At 74.0% G+C, this 17,586-nt stretch carries 21 protein-coding genes; 18 read left to right on the forward strand and 3 right to left on the reverse strand.

All coding sequences use genetic code 11. The features are described 5' to 3' along the window. The first annotated feature begins 182 nt into the window (after positions 1-182). From ACIP5K_RS15660 to ACIP5K_RS15675, 4 genes are all read left to right on the forward strand, one after another. Positions 183-1,433 carry an amidohydrolase family protein gene (locus ACIP5K_RS15660; RefSeq protein WP_401409703.1) on the forward strand — a complete coding sequence of 417 codons (1,251 nt, stop codon included), beginning with the start codon at positions 183-185 and terminating at the stop codon, positions 1,431-1,433. A 154-nt stretch (positions 1,434-1,587) separates the two neighbouring features. Next, positions 1,588-3,081 carry an APC family permease gene (locus tag ACIP5K_RS15665; protein ID WP_401409705.1) on the forward strand — a complete coding sequence of 498 codons (1,494 nt, stop codon included), beginning with the start codon at positions 1,588-1,590 and terminating at the stop codon, positions 3,079-3,081. A gap of 81 nt (positions 3,082-3,162) precedes the next feature. After that, positions 3,163-3,504 carry a GNAT family N-acetyltransferase gene (locus tag ACIP5K_RS15670; protein WP_401409707.1) on the forward strand — a complete coding sequence of 114 codons (342 nt, stop codon included), beginning with the start codon at positions 3,163-3,165 and terminating at the stop codon, positions 3,502-3,504. 100 nt (positions 3,505-3,604) lie between these two features. After that, positions 3,605-4,075, forward strand: coding sequence for a helix-turn-helix domain-containing protein (locus ACIP5K_RS15675; RefSeq protein WP_401409708.1), 471 nt, complete (start codon positions 3,605-3,607; stop codon positions 4,073-4,075). 121 nt (positions 4,076-4,196) lie between these two features. Here the strand turns inward: ACIP5K_RS15675 and ACIP5K_RS15680 are convergent, their stop codons facing one another. Next, positions 4,197-4,370: a CsbD family protein gene (locus ACIP5K_RS15680; protein ID WP_401409710.1), complete on the reverse strand. Its 174-nt coding sequence runs from the start codon at positions 4,368-4,370 to the stop codon at positions 4,197-4,199. Positions 4,371-4,547: 177 nt separating this feature from the next. Between ACIP5K_RS15680 and ACIP5K_RS15685 the strand changes: the two genes are divergently transcribed. Together ACIP5K_RS15685 and ACIP5K_RS15690 are read left to right on the forward strand one after the other, a co-directional pair. Beyond that, positions 4,548-5,045: a MarR family winged helix-turn-helix transcriptional regulator gene (locus tag ACIP5K_RS15685; protein ID WP_401409712.1), complete on the forward strand. Its 498-nt coding sequence runs from the start codon at positions 4,548-4,550 to the stop codon at positions 5,043-5,045. Positions 5,046-5,297: 252 nt separating this feature from the next. Continuing rightward, positions 5,298-6,491: a PP2C family protein-serine/threonine phosphatase gene (locus ACIP5K_RS15690; protein WP_401409713.1), complete on the forward strand. Its 1,194-nt coding sequence runs from the start codon at positions 5,298-5,300 to the stop codon at positions 6,489-6,491. 31 nt (positions 6,492-6,522) lie between these two features. On the opposite strand, the gene ACIP5K_RS15695 is transcribed toward ACIP5K_RS15690, so the two are convergent. Next, entirely contained in the window at positions 6,523-7,023 is a 501-nt protein-coding gene (locus tag ACIP5K_RS15695; RefSeq protein ID WP_401409714.1) for a MarR family winged helix-turn-helix transcriptional regulator, read from the reverse strand. A gap of 386 nt (positions 7,024-7,409) precedes the next feature. Between ACIP5K_RS15695 and ACIP5K_RS15700 the strand changes: the two genes are divergently transcribed. From ACIP5K_RS15700 to ACIP5K_RS15755, 12 genes are all read left to right on the forward strand, one after another. Beyond that, positions 7,410-9,083 (forward strand): PP2C family protein-serine/threonine phosphatase, encoded by a 1,674-nt coding sequence (locus tag ACIP5K_RS15700; RefSeq protein WP_401409716.1) that lies wholly within the window; start codon positions 7,410-7,412, stop codon positions 9,081-9,083. Beyond that, positions 9,080-10,198, forward strand: a complete 1,119-nt coding sequence (locus tag ACIP5K_RS15705) for a B12-binding domain-containing protein (protein WP_401409718.1) — start codon at positions 9,080-9,082, stop codon at positions 10,196-10,198. The genes ACIP5K_RS15700 and ACIP5K_RS15705 overlap by 4 nt, the downstream gene beginning before the upstream one ends. Further along, on the forward strand, positions 10,195-10,614 hold the full coding sequence (locus ACIP5K_RS15710; RefSeq protein ID WP_401409720.1) for an STAS domain-containing protein: 420 nt from the start codon (positions 10,195-10,197) through the stop codon (positions 10,612-10,614). The genes ACIP5K_RS15705 and ACIP5K_RS15710 overlap by 4 nt, the downstream gene beginning before the upstream one ends. A gap of 70 nt (positions 10,615-10,684) precedes the next feature. Next, a complete protein-coding gene (locus tag ACIP5K_RS15715) occupies positions 10,685-11,554 on the forward strand; it encodes a SigB/SigF/SigG family RNA polymerase sigma factor (RefSeq protein WP_401409722.1) in 870 nt (289 codons plus the stop codon). Positions 11,555-11,655: 101 nt separating this feature from the next. After that, positions 11,656-11,937 carry a WhiB family transcriptional regulator gene (locus ACIP5K_RS15720; RefSeq protein WP_401409723.1) on the forward strand — a complete coding sequence of 94 codons (282 nt, stop codon included), beginning with the start codon at positions 11,656-11,658 and terminating at the stop codon, positions 11,935-11,937. 123 nt (positions 11,938-12,060) lie between these two features. Next, positions 12,061-12,546, forward strand: coding sequence for a DUF2975 domain-containing protein (locus ACIP5K_RS15725; RefSeq protein WP_401409725.1), 486 nt, complete (start codon positions 12,061-12,063; stop codon positions 12,544-12,546). Beyond that, a complete protein-coding gene (locus ACIP5K_RS15730; RefSeq protein ID WP_401409727.1) occupies positions 12,546-12,794 on the forward strand; it encodes a helix-turn-helix domain-containing protein in 249 nt (82 codons plus the stop codon). The genes ACIP5K_RS15725 and ACIP5K_RS15730 overlap by 1 nt, the downstream gene beginning before the upstream one ends. 66 nt (positions 12,795-12,860) lie before the next feature. Beyond that, on the forward strand, positions 12,861-12,959 hold the full coding sequence (locus ACIP5K_RS15735; RefSeq protein ID WP_401409728.1) for a putative leader peptide: 99 nt from the start codon (positions 12,861-12,863) through the stop codon (positions 12,957-12,959). Between the two features lie 144 nt (positions 12,960-13,103). Beyond that, positions 13,104-14,210 (forward strand): LLM class flavin-dependent oxidoreductase, encoded by a 1,107-nt coding sequence (locus tag ACIP5K_RS15740; RefSeq protein ID WP_401409730.1) that lies wholly within the window; start codon positions 13,104-13,106, stop codon positions 14,208-14,210. A 5-nt stretch (positions 14,211-14,215) separates the two neighbouring features. Continuing rightward, positions 14,216-15,085 (forward strand): ABC transporter permease, encoded by an 870-nt coding sequence (locus tag ACIP5K_RS15745; RefSeq protein WP_401410215.1) that lies wholly within the window; start codon positions 14,216-14,218, stop codon positions 15,083-15,085. Between the two features lie 49 nt (positions 15,086-15,134). After that, positions 15,135-16,172 (forward strand): ABC transporter substrate-binding protein, encoded by a 1,038-nt coding sequence (locus tag ACIP5K_RS15750; RefSeq protein ID WP_401409732.1) that lies wholly within the window; start codon positions 15,135-15,137, stop codon positions 16,170-16,172. Between the two features lie 91 nt (positions 16,173-16,263). After that, complete coding sequence (locus ACIP5K_RS15755) at positions 16,264-16,998, forward strand: ABC transporter ATP-binding protein (protein ID WP_401410217.1); 735 nt, start codon at positions 16,264-16,266, stop codon at positions 16,996-16,998. 11 nt (positions 16,999-17,009) lie between these two features. Here ACIP5K_RS15755 and ACIP5K_RS15760 read toward each other — a convergent pair whose 3' ends face one another. After that, entirely contained in the window at positions 17,010-17,564 is a 555-nt protein-coding gene (locus ACIP5K_RS15760; RefSeq protein WP_401409734.1) for a cupin domain-containing protein, read from the reverse strand. Between the last annotated feature and the right edge of the window lie 22 nt (positions 17,565-17,586).

Consider the following 17,586-nt stretch of genomic DNA (forward strand, 5'->3'; position numbering starts at 1 on the left):
CATCCTCGCAGATCCAGGCGCGGCCGAAAAATCTTCCCCGAGGCCATTGCCTGGTATTTGGTATACCAGTTAGCTTGGCGCGGCACCCCGCTGAACAGGGCACTCACCGACACCGCCCGCCGCGGGTTCCCGCAGCGCCGCACGCGCAACGGGTGCACAGCGCCCCCGCACGAAGGAGCACCATGTCCCCATCCCCCGCCCCCCGCACCCCGGCCGTCCTCGTCGACGCCGTGCTGCCCGACGGCCGGGCCGCCGATGTCGAACTGCGGGACGGGCGCGTGCACGCCATCCGTGAGCGCCGGGGCGACGCCCCGGCCGCGCCGCTCCCGGCCGGCGCCGTGGACCTCGGCGGGGCGCTGCTGATGCCCGCCCTCGTGGACGGCCACGCCCACCTCGACAAGACGCTCATCGGCGGCCCCTGGGTGCCCCACCGGGCCACGGCCGACCTGCGCGAACAGATCGCGAGCGAACGCGCCGCCCGCCACGGGCCCACCGTCCCGGTCGGCGAACGGGCCGCGGCCCTCGCCCACCGCATGGTCGCGCTCGGCACCGGCCACGTCCGCTCCCACGTCGACATCGACCCTGACGTCGGGCTCGACGGACTGCACGAGCTCCTCGCCGTGCGCGAGCGGTTCGCGGACCGGCTCGGCATCCAGCTCGTGGCCTTCCCGCAGAGCGGCGTGGTCACCGCGCCCGGCGTCGCCGACCTCCTGGACGCCGCCCTCGCCGAGGGCGCCGACCTGATCGGCGGCCTCGACCCGGCGGGCTTCGACGGCGACGTCGACGGCCAGCTCGACGTCGTCTTCCGGCTCGCCGAACGGCACGGCGCGGGCGTCGACATCCACCTCCACGACGGCGGCACCGCCGGCACGGCCCAGGTGCGCGCGATCGCCGACCGCACCGCCGCGCTCGGCCTGTCCGGCAAGGTCGCCATCAGCCACGCGTACTGTCTCGGCGACGTCGACGACGGCGAACTCGACCGCACCGCCGCCGCGTTGAGCGCCGCGGGCGTCGCCATCATGACGAACGGACCGCGCCACTCGATCCCGCCCGTGCTGCGCCTGCGCGCACACGGCGTGCGGGTCTTCGCGGGCTCGGACAACATCCGCGACACCTGGTGGCCGTTCGGCACCGCCGACATGCTGGAGCGCGCCACGATCATCGCCCTCCAGAGCGGCTTCGCCACCGACGAGGAACTGCGCGCCGCCGCCTCCCTGGTCACCGACGAGGCCGCCGCCGCGCTCGGCCTGGACGGCCACGGCCTGCGCGAAGGCGCCCGCGCGGACCTGGTGGCCGTCGCGGCGGGCGGCGTCCCCGAGGCCGTCGCCGCCCATCCGCGCCGCGTCCTCGTCCTGCACGGGGGCCGGGTCGTCGGCCCCACCGACGTGGACGCGGCCTACCCGTCCTTCGCCCCGCAGCCCCCCGGGCACTGAGGCACCGCCGCCCCGCGGCGGCCCGCACGACGGGCCGGGCGTCACCGACGCCCGGCCCCGGTCCGCCCTGCCCGCACGCGCCTCTCGCCCTCCCCGAACCGCCCGTCCCCGAACCGCCCGTCCCCGCCCGTCACCCGCCCAACGGAGTGCATCCATGACGACCCTCGACCCCACCACACCGCCGAGCGGTGGCGGTGCCGTCCCCGCCGCGCCGCGGTCCGCCGCAGGCCGGCTCGCCGCCGGCCGGATCGGCACCTCCGACCTGGTCTTCTTCGTCGTCGCGGCCGCCGCGCCGCTGACCGTGCTCGCCGGTGTCGCCCCGTTCGCGATCGGCCTCGGCGGCGCGGGCGCCCCGCTCGCCTACCTCGTCTCCGGCGTCCTGCTCGTCCTGTTCGCCGCCGGGTTCACCGCGATGAGCCTCTATGTGCGCAACGCGGGCGCCTTCTACGCCTACGTGGCCCACGGCCTGGGCCGGGTCCTCGGCGTCGGCACCGCCTATGTCGCCGTCGTCTCCTACAACCTGATCACCCCCGGAGTCGCCGCCGCCTTCGGCTACTTCGCGGCCGACTCCATACACGACGCCACCGGCGCCGACCTGCCGTGGTGGGTCCTGTCCGGCGTGTGCGTGGCCGCCGTCGGGGTCCTCGGCTGGCTGAAGGTCACGCTCAGCGCCAAGGTGCTCGGCGCCGCCCTCGTCCTCGAAGTGCTCTCCCTGCTCGTCATGGACGCGGGCATCCTCGGCGACCGCGGCACCGCCGCCCTCGACCCGGCCTCCTTCGACCCCTCCACCCTCGCGACCGGCGGCGTCGCCGGCATGTTCGTCCTCGTCATCGGCGCCTTCACCGGATTCGAGGCGACGGCGATCTACGCCGAGGAGGCCCGCGACCCGCGCCGCACGGTCTCCCGCGCCACGTTCATCGCCATCGGCTTCCTCGCCGTGTTCTACGCGGTGGGCTGCTGGCTGATCATGGGCGCCTTCGGCACCGAGCGGGCCGTCGGCCTCGCGGGCGCCGCCGCGGGACCCGACCTGACGTTCAGCGCCGCCGAACTCCACGTCGGGGCCTGGCTCGCCGACGCCATGCACGGCCTGATCATCGTCAGCGCGTTCGCCGCGACCCTCGCCTTCCACAACGCCGCCGCCCGCTACCTCTACGCGCTCGGCCGCGAGGGCCTGCTGCCGCGCCGCCTCGGCCGGGTCAGCGGACGGCACGGTTCACCGGGCGGCGCCGTCGTCGCCCAGAGCGGCTTCAACCTGCTGCTCATCGCCGTCGGCGCGCTGCTCGCAGCCGACCCGTACGGCGAGGTCTTCCTGTGGACCAACGGCATCGGCGTGCTCGGCATCATGGCCATGCAGGCGCTCGCCGCGCTCGCCGTCTGGGCCTACTTCCGCCGGGACCGGCGCGGGATGAGCGCGGCCCGCGTCGTCTGGTCGCCGCTGCTCGCCTGCGCGGGGCTCGCCGTCCTCACCGTCCTCGCCGTCGTCCACTTCGACCTGCTGACCGGGCGCACCGGCGCCGTGAACGCCGTCCTCCTGGTGCCCCTGCCGCTGGTGCTGGTCGCCGGGTTCGCGGTGGCCCTGCGGATCCGGCGCCGCGACCCCGGGCGGTACGCGTCGCTGACCACCGTCGACGTGGAGCGGGACGGGTGACGCACGTCCGGCCCGCACGGACCGTGAAGTAACCTCGGCCCGGCGAAACTTCGCCCGTCGACCGCCTCCGGAGGACCCGCCATGACCCAGCCCGCCGCCACCCCCGTGGTCCGCCGCGTCGACGAGCGCCACCGCTACACGATCGAGGTGGACGGCGCCACCGCCGGGTTCACCGCCTACCGGGACCGCGACGACCGGCGCGTGTTCTTCCACACCGAGATCGACGACGCGTACGCCGGCCAGGGGCTGGCCTCGACGCTCGTCCGCGAGGCGCTCGACGACGTGCGCCGCGCGGGCGGGCGGATCGTGCCCGTCTGCCCGTACGTCGCCAAGTTCCTGAAGAAGCACGAGGAGTACGCCGACCTGACGGACCCCGTCACCCCCGAGATCCTGGAGTGGCTGGACGGCGTCCTCAAGCGCTGACACACCCCCCGCTCGCAACCGAGTTCGAGCCGGGCGCGTCCTCCGGGCCCTTTCGTCGTTGAACACGTGACCATGATCAACGCGTTCGAGGAGGCGACGGATGAGTAACACCACCAAGAAGAAGGGCCGCAGGCATCGCACGGTCAACCGCACCCCGCGGCCCGTGGGCACGGTGACGGCGCCCCGCGCGGAATCCACGGCCCCGGTGACGCTGCCGGGCCAGAAGGTCGAGCCCGACCTGGACCGGGTGCTGCGCAACCTCGGCTACGGGCGGCTGCGCGTCCCCGCCCCCGCCGGTGCGGCCGAGCGGCGCCCCGCCCCGCGCGAGACGGCACCCCGGCCGCCCCGGACCCCCCAGCCGACCGGGGAGACCGCGGCGCCGCTTCACAAGAACGCCCGGCTCACGCTGGAGGCCCTGGCGCGAACGGCCGGCGGCAGCACGCTCGACCAGGTGTGCGCGGCGGTGGGCTGGACGCCGCGCACGGTGGCGCGGCACCTGAAGACGCTGGCCGACGCCGGTCTCGCCGCGCAGGCCGAGGACGGGCTGTGGTCGGCGACCGGGTCCCGATGAACTGATCCCCGTACCGGGGCGGCCGTCCGCCGGACACGAGGGACGGCCGCCCCGGGACCCGCACGCGGCACGGCGAAGGGGCGGCCCCACGGGGCCGCCCCTTCGCCGATGAGCCGGACGATCAGTGCTTGCCGATGTCCTTGGTCTTCTCCTTGGCCTGGCGGGCGTCGCCCTTCATCTGCTGGGCCTTGCCCTCGGCGGTGAGACGCTCGTTGCCCACGGCCTCGCCGGCCGTCTTCTTCGCGGCGCCCACGGCCTGGTCGCTCTTCGCCTTGGCCTTCTCGTTGGCGGTCATGTCCGCTCACGCTCCCTTGGCATCGACATCATGTGCTCACCCTCCGACTGGCCGCGCGCGGCGCGGCTAAACATCAGGAACCGAACCGCGGGTTTGCCCGATCCGTGCCGGGCGGATTATTCATGACGGTAAACTCGACGTCCGCCCACGTCACTCTCCCGCAGAGAGGGTGCAGGAATGCCCCGACACCTCCCTCCCCGCCACCCCGAACAGGTGGCGCACGCCGCCAGCCGCGCGGCCGAGCTGCTCGAGGTGCTCTGGGGCCGGGGCCTGGAGACCGCGCCGCCCGGACCGCTCCCGCCGTCGCAGCTGCGGGCCCTGAAGGTGATAGAGGAACAGCGCAGCGTCAACCAGCGCACGCTGGGGGCTGCGCTGGGCACCGGCCCGTCCTCCGTCAGCCGCCTGTGCGACCGGCTGGAGGCCGCCGGACTGCTGGAGCGGATCCCCAGCGCGACGAGCCGGCGCGAGGTCGAGCTGACCCTGAGCCCGCAGGGCGCGAGGGTCCTCGACGAGCTGCGCCTGGCGCGCATGCGGGAGTTCGAGGAGGTCCTGCGGACGATGGCGCCGGCCGACCTCGGCGTCCTGTCCGAGGGACTGGAGAAACTGCGGGAGGCGGCGGCGGACCGCATCGGCCTCGACCGCGCGCAGGACGGGAACTCCTCGGCGATCGCCTGAGGGCCCGGCGGCCGAGCGCCGCGCACCCGTCATGAACCCTTCACGGGGACACGTGTGTCCCGGCCCGCCCGTGCCGGGCGCCCGGCCCCGCGGCGCCGGAGGCCCACACCCGCTGAACGCCGTGGCCCCGAGAGATACACTCAATCGTTGCCGCCCGACAATATTTGTCGTGTGGCAATGGTTCCGTTCGGCCGTTCGGCCTCATCTCCCGACCACCGCTGAGCTGTGCTCGCACCACCGACGAAGGCTGCCGTGACTAACTTCCTGGCCGTGGAACGCGCGCTGCGCACCGCCGCGCCGTACGACCTCCTTCCGGCGGCGCGGGCCGCGCTGGCCGAGCACTACGGGGCGGTGCACGTCGACCTTCTGCTCGCCGACTACAGCACCACGGTGCTGCGGTCCGTCGCGGACGGCCCGGCCGAGGCCCTCCAGGTGCCGATCGCCGGCAGCCGGCAGGGGCGGGCCTTCGACAGCCGCGAGCGCGTCCAGCTGGACGTGCACGACGACTGCGTCGACCTCCACGTGCCGGTCACCGCGCACGGCGACCGGCTCGGCATCCTCACCGTGCGGCTGCCCGTGCGACTGTCCGAGGAGAAGGTCGCGCCGCAGGTGCTCGACGAGATCACGGCCGTCGCCGACATCGTGGGGCACGAGATCCTCGTCGCCGAACGCGACACGGACGTCTACCTCCAGGCCCGCCGCGCCAGCCGGCTCACCCTCGCCGCCGAGGTGCAGTGGCACCTGCTGCCCGGCCGTGCCTGCGCCCGCAAGGAGTACGAGATCGGGGCCCAGCTGGAGCCCGCGTACGCCATCTACGGCGACAACTTCGACTGGGCGGAGACCTCCAGCACCCTCACGCTCAGCATCACCAACGGCATGGGCCAGGGCATCCAGGCGGCGCTGCTGACCAGTCTGGCCGTCAACGCGCTGCGCAACGCGCGGCGCGCGGGCATCGGCATCGCGGACCAGGCCGCCCTGGCCGACCAGGCGCTGTTCGCCCAGTACCGGGGCGAGGAGTACGTCGCGACGCTGCTGCTCGCCTTCGACCTGGACACCGGCCGCGTCCAGGTCGTCGACGGCGGCTCGCCCCAGCTGTGGCGCCAGCGGGACCGGACGGTGGAGCACATCGACTTCGACGCGCAGATGCCGCTGGGCATGTTCGAGGAGACCGACTACGTCACCCAGGACTTCGAGGTGCGGCCGGGGGACCGGCTGATCTTCGTCAGCGACGGGGTGTTCGCCGCGCTCTCCGGCAAGGGCGAGCCCTTCGGCGAGAAGGCGCTGGCCCGGGCGATCCAGGCGGCCCGCCTGCTGCCGGCCGCCGTGGTGCCCCGCGCGATCCTGCACGAACTGTCCGCGTACCTGGACAGGGGGGCGGGCCCCGACGTCGCCGACGACGCGCTCGTGCTCTGCCTGGACTGGTTCGGCCGCGGCCCCCGGGCCTGACCCGGACGCACCCGCCGCCCCGCCCCGCTCCTCACCGGTGGTGCGGCTCGCCGCGCTCCGCCGCGTACGACGCCGTGGCGAAGGCCCGCAGCCCGCTCAGCAACTGCGCGCGCGTGTCGGCCGGCATGCGGTCGAGCACCTCCCTGAGCAGGCGCTCCCGCCGGGCCGACACGGCGTCCAGCGCGTCCTGCCCGCGCCGGGTGAGGATCAGGCCGATCCTGCGCCGGTTGGTCGGCGGGGGCTCGCGGCGGATCATGCCCGCCGCTTCGAGCCGGTCGCACAGCCGGCTGGCGGCCGAGGGCGCGGTGCCGATCGTTCCGGCCAGCGCGCCCAGATTGAGCCCCGGGCGCGTCCGCACGGCGTGCAGGGCGTGCAGTTGCAGGGCGGACAGCTGGGGAGTGCCCGTCGTCCTGGCGGTACGGGTCCACAGCGCCACGAGGAGGTCGACCGCCGCCGCCGTGTCCGCCGCCAGAGAAGGGCGCGGGTCTTCCAGTGGACCGATGAGATCAGCGCGGTCGTCACTGTCTTTCATGAGACGGGGTACACCTCTCGCGGGGTGAGGCTGTCGGGGGCGCGTTATCCACGTCTTCCCGATTCACACGAAGTATCCGCCCGCAGAAGTGATCATCTCGATGCATTTGTGAAGATCTGAGAGAGATCACTCTGGTGAACGAGGGCAGTGTGCTGCGCGCGTCGTTGCGCAAGAGAAGGCCCGGAGCCGGATTCCGGGCCGCGACCGGCCCTGTCGGCGGGGGGTGGTTGCCCCGAGGGTGTTGATCGTGCGACTGTTGCCCTATGGCAACTATGACGGATCGTAAGAACGACGGTGCGGCCTAGGCCGACCTCCCCACGTCGTTGTCTGCTCCAGGAACCCCAGCGAAGGGGGGTGGGGGGCCGCGCTCTGCGGGGCCCCGCGCGATGAAAACCCCAACGGAGTCGAAGAGCTCCCGAAGTACCCGCGCCTCCACGGGCCGCCGCGGCCCGTACCCGTCGGTCACGGTGGACGGGCGCGGCCGCGTGCTGTCCTGCAACGACCGGGCCGGCGCCCTCCTCGACAGGGTGCGGGCCGGCGCGCTGCTCTCGGACGTGGCGCCTTCCTGGCTGGCCGAGGCGCACGCCGACGCCCTGCGGCCCGCCGCCGGCGACGGCCGGGACCCGGTCGCGGTGGCCCGGGGCCGGATCGGCGAGGCGACGGTCGACGCGTTCCCCAGCCGTACGGCCGACGGCGCCGTGGCCTGGTGGCTGGTCGACGACAGCGATCTGCGGAACGTACGCGACGAGCTGGACGTCGAGCGGAACCGCTCGCGGGTCCTCCAGGAGATCTCCGGCGAACTGCTGGCCTCCCTGAACGTGGACCGATGCATGGAGGTGACCGCCCGGATGGCCGCGCAGCATCTCGCGGACGCGGCGGTCATCGTCGGCGTCAAGGCCGGACGCCTGTACCCGGTGACCCGGTGCGTCACCGGCGGCCCGGTGGAGCAGGAACGGATCGCGGTGGACCCGGACAGCATGCCGGGCCTGCCGGAGGCCCTGGCGGGCTTCCCGCCGGTGCCCTCGCGCTGGATCGACCCGGCGCTCGTCCCGGAGTGGGCGGTCCCGCGGCAGTTCACGCAGGACGGCGCCCGGATCGGCTCCGTCGTCGTGGTGCCGCTGCCCGGGCACGGCGTGCCCGCCGGTGCCATCGTCCTGCTGCGGCAGTCCGAGGAAGCGGCGTTCACCCAGGCCGAGGAGGCCTTCGCCCGGCTCTTCGCCGCCCGCGCCGGAGTGGCCCTGTCCGCGGCGCGGATCTACGCCGAGCAGTCGCACATCACCGACGTGCTGATGCGGGAACTGCTGCCGCCGGTGCTCAAGAGCGTGCACGGCATCGACTTCTCCGGCCGCTACCGGGCGGCCACCGCGTCCGAGCGGATCGGCGGCGACTTCTACGACGTCCACCCCGCCGCGGGCGAGGACGGGGAGACCTTCGCCGTCCTCGGCGACGTCTGCGGCAAGGGCCTGGAGGCGGCGGTCCTGACCGGCAAGATCCGCAACACCATCGAGGCGCTGCTGCCGTTCGCCGCCGACCACCTCAAACTGCTCACCCTGCTGAACAACGCGCTGCTGTCCTCGCACCACACGCGCTTCGCGACCCTCGCCCTGGCCTCCGTGCGCCGCGAGGGCAACCGGCTGCGGCTGCGGGTGTCCAGCGCGGGCCACCCCACCCCGCTGATCCTGCGCGCCGACGGACGGGTCGAGGCGGCGCGGACCAAGGGCGTGCTGATCGGCGCGCTCCCCACCGACCGGCTCAAGGTCACCACGGCCGCCGTCGAGCTCGCGCCGGGGGAGACCTGCCTGTTCTACTCCGACGGCATCACCGAGGCGCGCGGCGGACCGCTCGGCGACACCCTGTTCGGCGAGGAGCGGCTGCGCCAGACCCTGTCCGAGTGCGCCGGACTGCCGGCCGAAGCGGTCACCGAGCGGGTGCAGATGGTCGCCACCCAGTGGGCGGACGGCCGGCCGCACGACGATCTGGCCCTGCTGTCCATCACCGCACCCCGTCGGAACCATCTCGCGGCCGTGGACGGGCACACCCGGGGCAGGTTCACCTCATGAGCACACAGAGCGGCACCTTCACCGACGGGCCGGGCCCCGGCCCGGACGACCTGCGCGAGCAGCTGTGGCAGGCGGCGGTCGACTGCGACGAGACGCGGGCCGTCGACCTGGTGCGGCGCGCCACGGGCCCCGCCGGCGCGCCGGGACTGCGGGCCGCGGCGGAGCGGATCCTGCTGAGACTGATCGCGCCGGTGCAGGAGCGCGTCGGCGTCGAATGGGCGGCCAACTCCATCACGGTCGCGCAGGAGCACGCGGCGACCGCCATCAACGAGCGGTGCGTCTCCGCCGTCGCCGACCTGGCGGCGTCCGCCCCCGACCCCGGGCACGCCGGGCCGCGGGGCCGGGTGACCGTCGCCTGCGTCGACGGCGAATGGCACGCCCTGCCCGCCCGGCTGGTCACCGAGGTGCTGCGGCTGCGCGGCTGGCACGTGGACTACCTGGGCGCACAGGTGCCGACCGAGCACCTGATCGCCCATCTCCACCAGCGGCCCGCGGACGCCGTCCTGCTGTCCTCGTCGATCCCCGCGCACCTGCCCACCGCGCACACCGCGATCAGCGCCTGCCAGGCGGCCGGCGTCCCGGTCATCGCCGGCGGCGCCGCGTTCGGCCCCGAGGGCCGCTACGCCCGCCGGATGCAGGCGGCCTGGGCCCCGGACGCCGTCGGCGCGCACACCCTGCTGACCCGGGGACTCGACCGGCCCACCGCCGACGCCGCCCGGCTGCCCGACCTCGACCTGCCGCACCTCAACGACCAGGAGTACACCCTGGTCAGACAGTCGAAGCGGCAACTGGTCAAACAGACGCTCACCGACCTGGAGGACGCCTTCGCGCCGATGCGCGCCTACAGCGCGTTCCAGCGCGAGCGCACCGCCGAGGACATCGACCACATCGTCACCCACCTCGCGACCGCCGTGTACGTCGACGACGCCGAGCTGTTCACCACCTTCATCACCTGGACCGCCGGCATCCTCCAGGCCCGCCGCGTCCCGCCGCGGAGCCTGCTGCCCGCGCTCGACTCCCTGCGACAGCAGCTGAAGGACTTCCCGCGCGCCGACCGCATCCTCGCCGCGGCGCGCGGCGCCCTGACCGTTCCGGCCCCGGGGCGGTCCGCATGACGGCCGCCTACACGTCCTTCGCCCTCGCCGTCTCCGGCCTGCGCGACGGCGTCCTCACGCTCGCGCCGGCCGGCGCGCTGGACTACGACACCAGCGACTCCTTCCTGGCGCAGGCGGGCCGCTTCCTCGACGACCACCCCGCGGCGCGGGTGCTCGAACTGGACTGCGCGGGCCTGCTCGGCATCGACTCGATGGGCCTGTCGGCCCTCCTGTCCCTGCGCCGCCGGCTCGACGCGGCCGGCATGGTCCTGCGGCTCGGCGCGCGCCCCCGGAACCTGGAGCGGCTGCTGACCATCACCGGGACCCGCGACTACCTCATCGGTGAACCGGCGTCACCCGAGACCGAACAGGAGCAGGCCGGCGCCGATTCCCGGCCCGCTCCTCTGGAGGGTGCGCCACCTCACCGCAGCAGATGACCACGACGACCGGCGCGGAGCGTTCCGCGCCCGCAGGACACCAGAGAGCATCGTTCACAGAGGCGGACACATGATCAGCGTGACCGGACAGGAACATACCGACAGCACGGCCCCCACGGGCGGCGAGAGCCTGGTGGCCCGTGCCTACGCGGATCCGTCCTCGATAGCGCCCAAGGACGCCCGGGGCGTCGTACGACACTTCTTCGACCGCCTCGCCGGGCTCGAGGAGGGCACGGCCGAGTACAGCTACGTGCGCAGCGTCCTCATCGAGGTCAACCTCTCCCTCGTCAAGTACGTGGCGACCCGCTTCCGGCACCGCGGCGCCCAGCAGATGGACGACATCACCCAGGTCGGCACGATCGGTCTGATCAAGGCGATCGACCGCTTCGAGCTGACCCGGGAGGTCGAGTTCACCTCCTTCGCCATCCCCTACATCACCGGCGAGATCAAGCGGTTCTTCCGTGACACCTCGTGGGCGGTGCACGTGCCGCGCCGGCTTCAGGAGGCCCGGCTCGAACTGTCCCGCGCCACCGAGGAGTTGCGCACCCGGCTGGGCCGGCTGCCGACGACGGCCGAGCTGGCGGAGCTGATGCAGCTCGACCCGGCCGAGGTCGCCGAGGCGCAGAAGGCGGCCAACGGCTACAACGCCGTCTCGCTCGACGCCACCGTCAGCGGGCCCGACGACCAGACGGACACCCTGCTGGCCGACTTCGTCGGGGTCGACGAGGAGCGGTTCGAACTCGTCGAGAACTTCCACTCCCTGGCGCCGCTCATCGCCGAACTCGGCGACCGTGACCGGCAGTTGATCCACCTGCGCTTCGTCGAGGAGCGGACGCAGCGGGAGATCGCCGAGGCCATCGGCTGCTCCCAGATGCATGTGTCCCGGCTGATCGCCCAGGTGATAGGGCGTCTGCGGGCCGGTCTGATGACGACCCAGTAGATCCCGGCAGGTCCCCCGCACGCCCCGGTGTTCACCGCCCGCGGCGAAACGCCCGGTGAAGCGGCCGGCGTAGAAACCGCGGGCGGGGGCAACCGGGGCAGGTGGAGTGGGAAGAGCGAGCCAGCTGCTGCGCGGTGGATTCCGACGAGATGTTCCTCGACGGCGCCGCGCAGTCGCACGCCAAGAGCATCTGCAAGCCGTGCCCGGTGCGCACCGAGTGCCTGGCCCATGCCCTGGACCAGCGGATCCAGCACGGCATGTGGGGCGGCATGACGGACCGCGAGCGCCGCGCCCTGCTGCGCCGCAGGCCCGACGTCCGGTCCTGGGCCGAACTGCTGGAGAACGCGCGGCGCCAGCACGAGCGGACCGCCGCGCCCGCCTGACCCGCGGCCCCCGCCGCCACCCCGACGGTCACCTCCCCTGGGTCAGCCCTTGCTCCATCTATCGAATCTCGATAGATTCCTATCGTTGTGCGGTGGGTCGACAGGGCTGGACAGGGGTGGGTCATGGGACGACTGACGGTACGAGCGCTGCGCGCCGTCCTCGTGGCGGTGTTCGCCGGGACCGTGTTCGTGCAGGTGTCGATGGTGTGGGCGCTGGCCACCGACCCGGAGGACGGCTCGCTCCCGCTCACCCCGCTGCGCCTCGTCACCGTCGCCGGCATGCTCGCGGCGCAGGTCGCCCTGGTCTGCGTCTGGCGGCTGGTGGCGATGGTCCGCCGCGGCACCGTGTTCTCGCCCGCCGCCTTCCGGTACGTGAACGGCATGATCGGCGCGATCGTCGCGGCCGCCCTCCTGTGGTTCACGGTCACCGCCCTCAACGCACCCGGCCAGCGCGAGGATCCGGGCGTCACGCTCATCATGGGCGGGGTCGGAGTGGCCATCCTCGGCGTCGCGCTCATCGTCCTCCTGCTGCGCATGCTGCTCGCCCAGGCCGTCGCGCGCGACGGCGAGGCGGCGCGGCTGCGGACGGAGCTGGACGGGGTGATCTGATGCCCATCGTCGTCGACATCGACGTGATGCTGGCCCGCCGCAAGATGTCCGTCGGCGACCTCGCGGAACGCGTCGGCATCACCCCGGCCAACCTGGCGGTGCTCAAGAACGGCCGGGCCAGGGCGGTCCGCTTCGCGACCCTCGCCGCGCTCTGCGAGGCGCTCGACTGCCAGCCGGGCGACCTGCTGCGCTGGGAGCCGGACACCGTCGGCCCCGAGGCGGCGCGGGCCCGCGCGTCCCAGGGGTGAGCACGGGCGGATCCACATGATGGACGCGGCTTGTTGCGGGTGCCCGGTCCGGGTCATCATGCGGCCATGAACCCCGCCCTGGTCTCCCGCCGCCACGTGGATCTGCTGCGTGTCTCCGGGATGCTCTGTCGGGCCGACGCGCCCTGGGGCGCGCTCTGTTGCTGACCGCTCCGTCGAGCCGTAGCAACCCCTCCCGCCGCTGACCGCAGCTCTCTTCCCACCCGCCGGGCGTGACCCACGCCGCCGCGCGGGCTGTCGGCCGGTGGCCTCCCCGTCCTCAGCTCCCGGACCCCGACGAGGTGCGCCCGCATGTCCACCCCTGGCCCCGTACTGCACTGGTTCCTGCCCACCGGCGGTGACGGCCGCGACCCCGGCGGCGTCACCGCCGTCCAGGGCCGCACCTCCGCCGCCACCCGCCGCGCGGCCGACCTCGGCTATCTCGCCCAGGTCGCCCGCGCCGCCGAGCGCGCGGGGTTCGCCAAGGTGCTCACCCCGGTGGGGCTCGGCTGCGTGGATCCCTGGGTGCTCACCCCGGCCGTCGCCGCCGTCACCGAACGCATCGGGTTCCTCGTCGCCTTCCGCGCCGGGCTCGCCCAGCCGACCCTCGTCGCCCAACAGGCCGACTCCTTCCGCCGGTTGTTCGGCGACCGCATCGCCCTCAACGTCGTCACCGGCGGCGACCCGGTGGAGCAGCGGGCGTACGGCGACCCGCTCCCCAAGGAGCAGCGGTACGAAAGGACCGGCGAACTCATGCACGTCGTACGGGAGTTGCTGGACGGCAAGCCCGTCGACTTCGCGGGTCGCCACGTGCGCGTGGAGGGCGCCCGGCTGGCCGACCCGGCCACCGCCTCCCGCGTCCCCCTCTACTTCGGCGGCGCGTCCGCCGCGGCCGAGGACGTCGCCGCCCGCCACGCCGAGGTCCAGCTGCTGTGGGGCGAGCCGCCCGCGGCGATCGCCGAACGCATCGCCCGCGTACGGCAGAAGGCGCAGGAGCGGGGCCGCCGGCTGCGGTTCGGGATCCGGCTGCACGTCATCACCCGGGACACCGCGGCCGAGGCCTGGGCGGAGGCCGACCGCATCCTCGCCGGGCTCGACCCGGCGGCCGTGCGCGCCTCCCAGGAACGCTTCGCCTTGATGGACTCCATCGGACAGGCCCGGATGGCCGCCCTGCACGGCGGCTCCGCCGAGAACCTGACCGTGGCCCCCAACCTGTGGGCCGGCATCGGCCTCGTGCGCGAGGGCGCCGGGACCGCGCTGGTCGGCTCGCACGACGAGGTCGCCGCGCGCCTCTTCGAGTACCACCGGCTGGGCGTCGACGAGTTCATCCTGTCCGGGTATCCGCACCTCGAAGAGGCGTACCGGGTCGGCGAAGAGGTCGCGCCCCGCCTGCGGGCCCGCACCGAGGCGGCCGCGTGAGCCTGCTGGAGAGGACCGGCGCGGCGCGGGACGTCCGCCGCGCCCCGGACGACGCCCGCCCCGCGCGCGACCGCCGCGCGTGGGCGGCCGCCACCGCCCTGCGCTGGACCGCCCTGCGCCTCCTCGCCCTCGTCGTGCTCATCGCGGGCTGGCAGGCCGTGGTCGCCGCGGGCGTCTGGCCGCGCGTCCTCGTCCCGTCCCCCGCGGACGTCGGGCACGCCTTCGTCGAGGCGTCGACCGTCCACGACGGAGTACGCGGATTCAGCGGCCACCTGCTCATCGAGCACCTCGGGGTCTCCCTGCGGCGCATCGGCATCGGCACCGGGTACGCGACCCTGGCCGGGGTGCCGCTCGGCCTGCTGATCGGTGTCGTCAAACCGGTCGCCGTCGTCCTGGAACCCGCCGTCACCTTCCTGCGCACCCTGCCGCCCCTGGCCTACCTCTCGCTGCTCGTCATCTGGTTCGGCATCGACGAGTCCCCGAAGATCTGGCTCCTCGTCATCGCCGCCCTGCCGCCCATCGCGGCCGCCACCGCCGCCGCCGTCCGCCAGGTGCCGGGCGACCTGGTGGAGGCCGCGCGGGCCCTGGGCGCCGGACCCGTGTCCCTGCTGCTGTCCGTCCGGCTGCCCGCCGCCCTGCCGGAGATCCTCACCGGGGTGCGGATCGCGGTCGGCATCGCGTACACCTCCGTCGTCGCCGCCGAGACCATCAACGGCGTACCGGGCATCGGCGGCATGATCCGCGACGCCCAGCGCTACAACCAGACCGACGTCGTCATCGCCGGGATCATCGCCATCGGCGTCTCCGGGATCCTCCTCGACGCGCTGTTCAAGGGCGTGGAGCGGCTGGCCGTCCCGTGGCGCGGCCGATCCTGACCCCCGCACCCGCACCACCCGTCCCCACTCCCCGTACGAAGGAACCGTCATGTCCGCCGCCCCGCCCCGCACCGCCCTCCTCGCCGCCGCCGTCGCCCTGGTCGCGCTCACCGCGTCCGCCTGCGGCGACGGCGCCGACGCCGCCGAGAGCGGCGGGAAGACCCAGGTGCGCATCGCCTACCAGGCGATACCCAACGCCGATCTGGTGGTGAAGAACCAGCGGCTGCTGGAGAAGGCGCTCCCGGACGTCGACGTGAAGTGGGTGAAGTTCGACTCCGGCGGCGACGTGAACACGGCGGTGATCGCCGGAGCCGTCGACCTCGGACTCGCCGGTTCCAGCCCGGTCACCAAGGGGCTCTCCGCGCCGCTGAACATCCCGTACAAGGTGGTGTGGATCCACGACGTGATCGGCGAGAACGAGGCCCTCGTCGCCAAGAAGGGCATCGGGTCGGTCAAGGCCCTCAAGGGCAGGAAGATCGCCACGCCGTTCGGCTCCACCTCCCACTACTCGCTGCTCGCCGCCCTGGAGGAGGCCGGGCTGCGCGCCTCCGACGTGCACCTCGTCGACCTCCAGCCGCAGGACGCGCTGGCCGCCTGGCAGCGCGGCGACATCGACGCCGCCTACGTGTGGACGCCCGCGCTCACCGAACTGGAGAAGGACGGCAAGGTCCTCGTCACCAGCCGGGAGATCGCGGCGAAGGGCAAGCCGACCGCGGACCTCGGCGTGGTCACCACCGCCTTCGCCGCCAAGCACCCGAAGATCGTCGACGCCTGGCTCGGCGCGGAGGACCGGGCCGTCAAGCTCGCCAAGAGCGACCCCGCGAAGGCCGCCACCTCCATCGGCGCCGAACTCGGCCTCAGCCCGGCGCAGGCCAGGAAGCAGCTCGCCCAGCTGGTCCTGCTCACCGCGAAGGAGCAGCAGGGGCCCGACCACCTCGGCAGGCCCGGCGCCCCCGGCGCGCTCGCCCGCAACCTGCACGACGCGGCCGTCTTCCTCAAGGGTCAGAAGGCCGTCGACGCGGTGCCGGACCAGTCCGTCTTCGACAAGGCCCTCGCCGTCGAGGAGCTGTCCCGTGCCGCGCGCTGAGGAGGCCGCGCCCGGCGCCGCCGTGCCCGGCGCCGGACAGGCCGGGACCGGGTCCCCGCAGGCCCCCGGGGCCGGTCCGCAGGATGTCGAGCTGGCGGGGGTCGACGTCCGCTACGGCACGGCCAAGGCCCCCGTGACGGCCGTCGCCGACGTCTCCCTGACGGTCGGTCCCGGCGAGTTCGTGGTGCTCGTCGGCCCCTCCGGATGCGGCAAGACGACGCTGCTGCGCCTGATCGCCGGGTTCGAGCGGCCCGCCGCCGGGTCGGTGGAGGTGCGGCGCAGGGTCGGCGTGGTCTTCCAGCAGCCGCGCCTCTTCCCCTGGCGCACGGTGGGCGGCAACCTGTCCTTCGCGCTGGCCCGGCACGGCGTGGCCCGTGCCGAACGGGCGGCGCGGGCCGAGGAGTTGCTGTCCGCCGTCGGTCTGTCCGGGATGGCCGGGCGGCGCACCTGGGAGTTGTCCGGCGGGCAGCAGCAGCGCGTCGCCATCGCGCGGGCCCTGGCCGCCGAACCGCAGATCCTGCTGATGGACGAGCCGTTCGCGGCGCTGGACGCGCTCACCCGGGAGCGCCTCCAGGAGGAGGTCAGGACGCTGACGGCGGTCACGGGGGCGACGGTGGTGTTCGTGACGCACTCCGCGGAGGAGGCCGTCCTGCTCGGCTCCCGGGTCGTGGTGATGGCGGCGGGCCCGGGACGGGTCGTCGGCGAGATGTCCGTCCCGCTGCCGCGGGCCGCGACGACCGACGTGGCGGCCCTGCGCGGCGACGCCCGGTTCGCCGCGCTGCGCGCCGAACTGGCCGCCGCCACCCGGGAGGCGGCCGCCGCCTGAGCGCGCCCGCTCTACGCGCCGGGGCTGGTGGGGCTGGCGGGGCCGGTGGGGCCGGTGGGGGAGGACGGTGCGGAGCCGTCCGGTCCCTTCCCCAGCACGTACAGCTCCGGGAGGTTCACCACGATCGCCTCCTGGGTGCTGCGGGCGATCACCACGACGGCCTCCTCGTCGGGGCTCGGGTTCTCCTCCCGGTGCGGGACGAACGGCGGGACGAAGATGTAGTCGCCGGGAGCCGTGCGGATGCGGACCTCCTGCGGCGTGCCCGAGGAGTCGTCGAGGAAGACGAACTCCGGGTGGCCCTTCACCACGTGGATCGCCGTCTCGGAGGCCCCGTGGTGGTGGTTCGACGACGCGGTGACGGGCGCGACGTGGGTCTGCCCCATCCACAGCCGCTCGGAGCCGACGCTGTCCCCGCTGATCGCGGCGAACCGGCGCATCCCGCCGGTCTGGGCGGTGTCGCCGTCGAGCCCGTCGGCGCGGACGTGGTGCAGCCGCGCGCTCAGCGGGAGTTCGCCCGACCCGGTCAGGTGCGGGTGGAAGGCGTCGGGTCCGGGGTGCGAAGTCATGGGAGAACGTCCTGCTCGTCGA

Origin of the sequence: Streptomyces sp. NPDC088785, from assembly GCF_044750685.1 — a bacterium.
GTDB lineage: Bacteria > Actinomycetota > Actinomycetes > Streptomycetales > Streptomycetaceae > Streptomyces.

What these genes read in the sequence shown, in the direction of transcription:
- ACIP5K_RS15715 (WP_401409722.1), top strand. Translation starts at nt 10,685, where the DNA reads ATGATCAGCGTGACCGGACAGGAACATACCGACAGCACGGCCCCCACG.
- ACIP5K_RS15750 (WP_401409732.1), top strand. Translation starts at nt 15,135, where the DNA reads ATGTCCGCCGCCCCGCCCCGCACCGCCCTCCTCGCCGCCGCCGTCGCC.
- ACIP5K_RS15695 (WP_401409714.1), bottom strand. Translation starts at nt 7,023, where the DNA reads ATGAAAGACAGTGACGACCGCGCTGATCTCATCGGTCCACTGGAAGAC.
- ACIP5K_RS15730 (WP_401409727.1), top strand. Translation starts at nt 12,546, where the DNA reads ATGCCCATCGTCGTCGACATCGACGTGATGCTGGCCCGCCGCAAGATG.
- ACIP5K_RS15735 (WP_401409728.1), top strand. Translation starts at nt 12,861, where the DNA reads ATGAACCCCGCCCTGGTCTCCCGCCGCCACGTGGATCTGCTGCGTGTC.
- ACIP5K_RS15665 (WP_401409705.1), top strand. Translation starts at nt 1,588, where the DNA reads ATGACGACCCTCGACCCCACCACACCGCCGAGCGGTGGCGGTGCCGTC.
- ACIP5K_RS15675 (WP_401409708.1), top strand. Translation starts at nt 3,605, where the DNA reads ATGAGTAACACCACCAAGAAGAAGGGCCGCAGGCATCGCACGGTCAAC.
- ACIP5K_RS15685 (WP_401409712.1), top strand. Translation starts at nt 4,548, where the DNA reads ATGCCCCGACACCTCCCTCCCCGCCACCCCGAACAGGTGGCGCACGCC.
- ACIP5K_RS15670 (WP_401409707.1), top strand. Translation starts at nt 3,163, where the DNA reads ATGACCCAGCCCGCCGCCACCCCCGTGGTCCGCCGCGTCGACGAGCGC.
- ACIP5K_RS15740 (WP_401409730.1), top strand. Translation starts at nt 13,104, where the DNA reads ATGTCCACCCCTGGCCCCGTACTGCACTGGTTCCTGCCCACCGGCGGT.
- ACIP5K_RS15705 (WP_401409718.1), top strand. Translation starts at nt 9,080, where the DNA reads ATGAGCACACAGAGCGGCACCTTCACCGACGGGCCGGGCCCCGGCCCG.
- ACIP5K_RS15725 (WP_401409725.1), top strand. Translation starts at nt 12,061, where the DNA reads ATGGGACGACTGACGGTACGAGCGCTGCGCGCCGTCCTCGTGGCGGTG.
- ACIP5K_RS15680 (WP_401409710.1), bottom strand. Translation starts at nt 4,370, where the DNA reads ATGACCGCCAACGAGAAGGCCAAGGCGAAGAGCGACCAGGCCGTGGGC.
- ACIP5K_RS15700 (WP_401409716.1), top strand. Translation starts at nt 7,410, where the DNA reads ATGAAAACCCCAACGGAGTCGAAGAGCTCCCGAAGTACCCGCGCCTCC.
- ACIP5K_RS15710 (WP_401409720.1), top strand. Translation starts at nt 10,195, where the DNA reads ATGACGGCCGCCTACACGTCCTTCGCCCTCGCCGTCTCCGGCCTGCGC.
- ACIP5K_RS15660 (WP_401409703.1), top strand. Translation starts at nt 183, where the DNA reads ATGTCCCCATCCCCCGCCCCCCGCACCCCGGCCGTCCTCGTCGACGCC.
- ACIP5K_RS15760 (WP_401409734.1), bottom strand. Translation starts at nt 17,564, where the DNA reads ATGACTTCGCACCCCGGACCCGACGCCTTCCACCCGCACCTGACCGGG.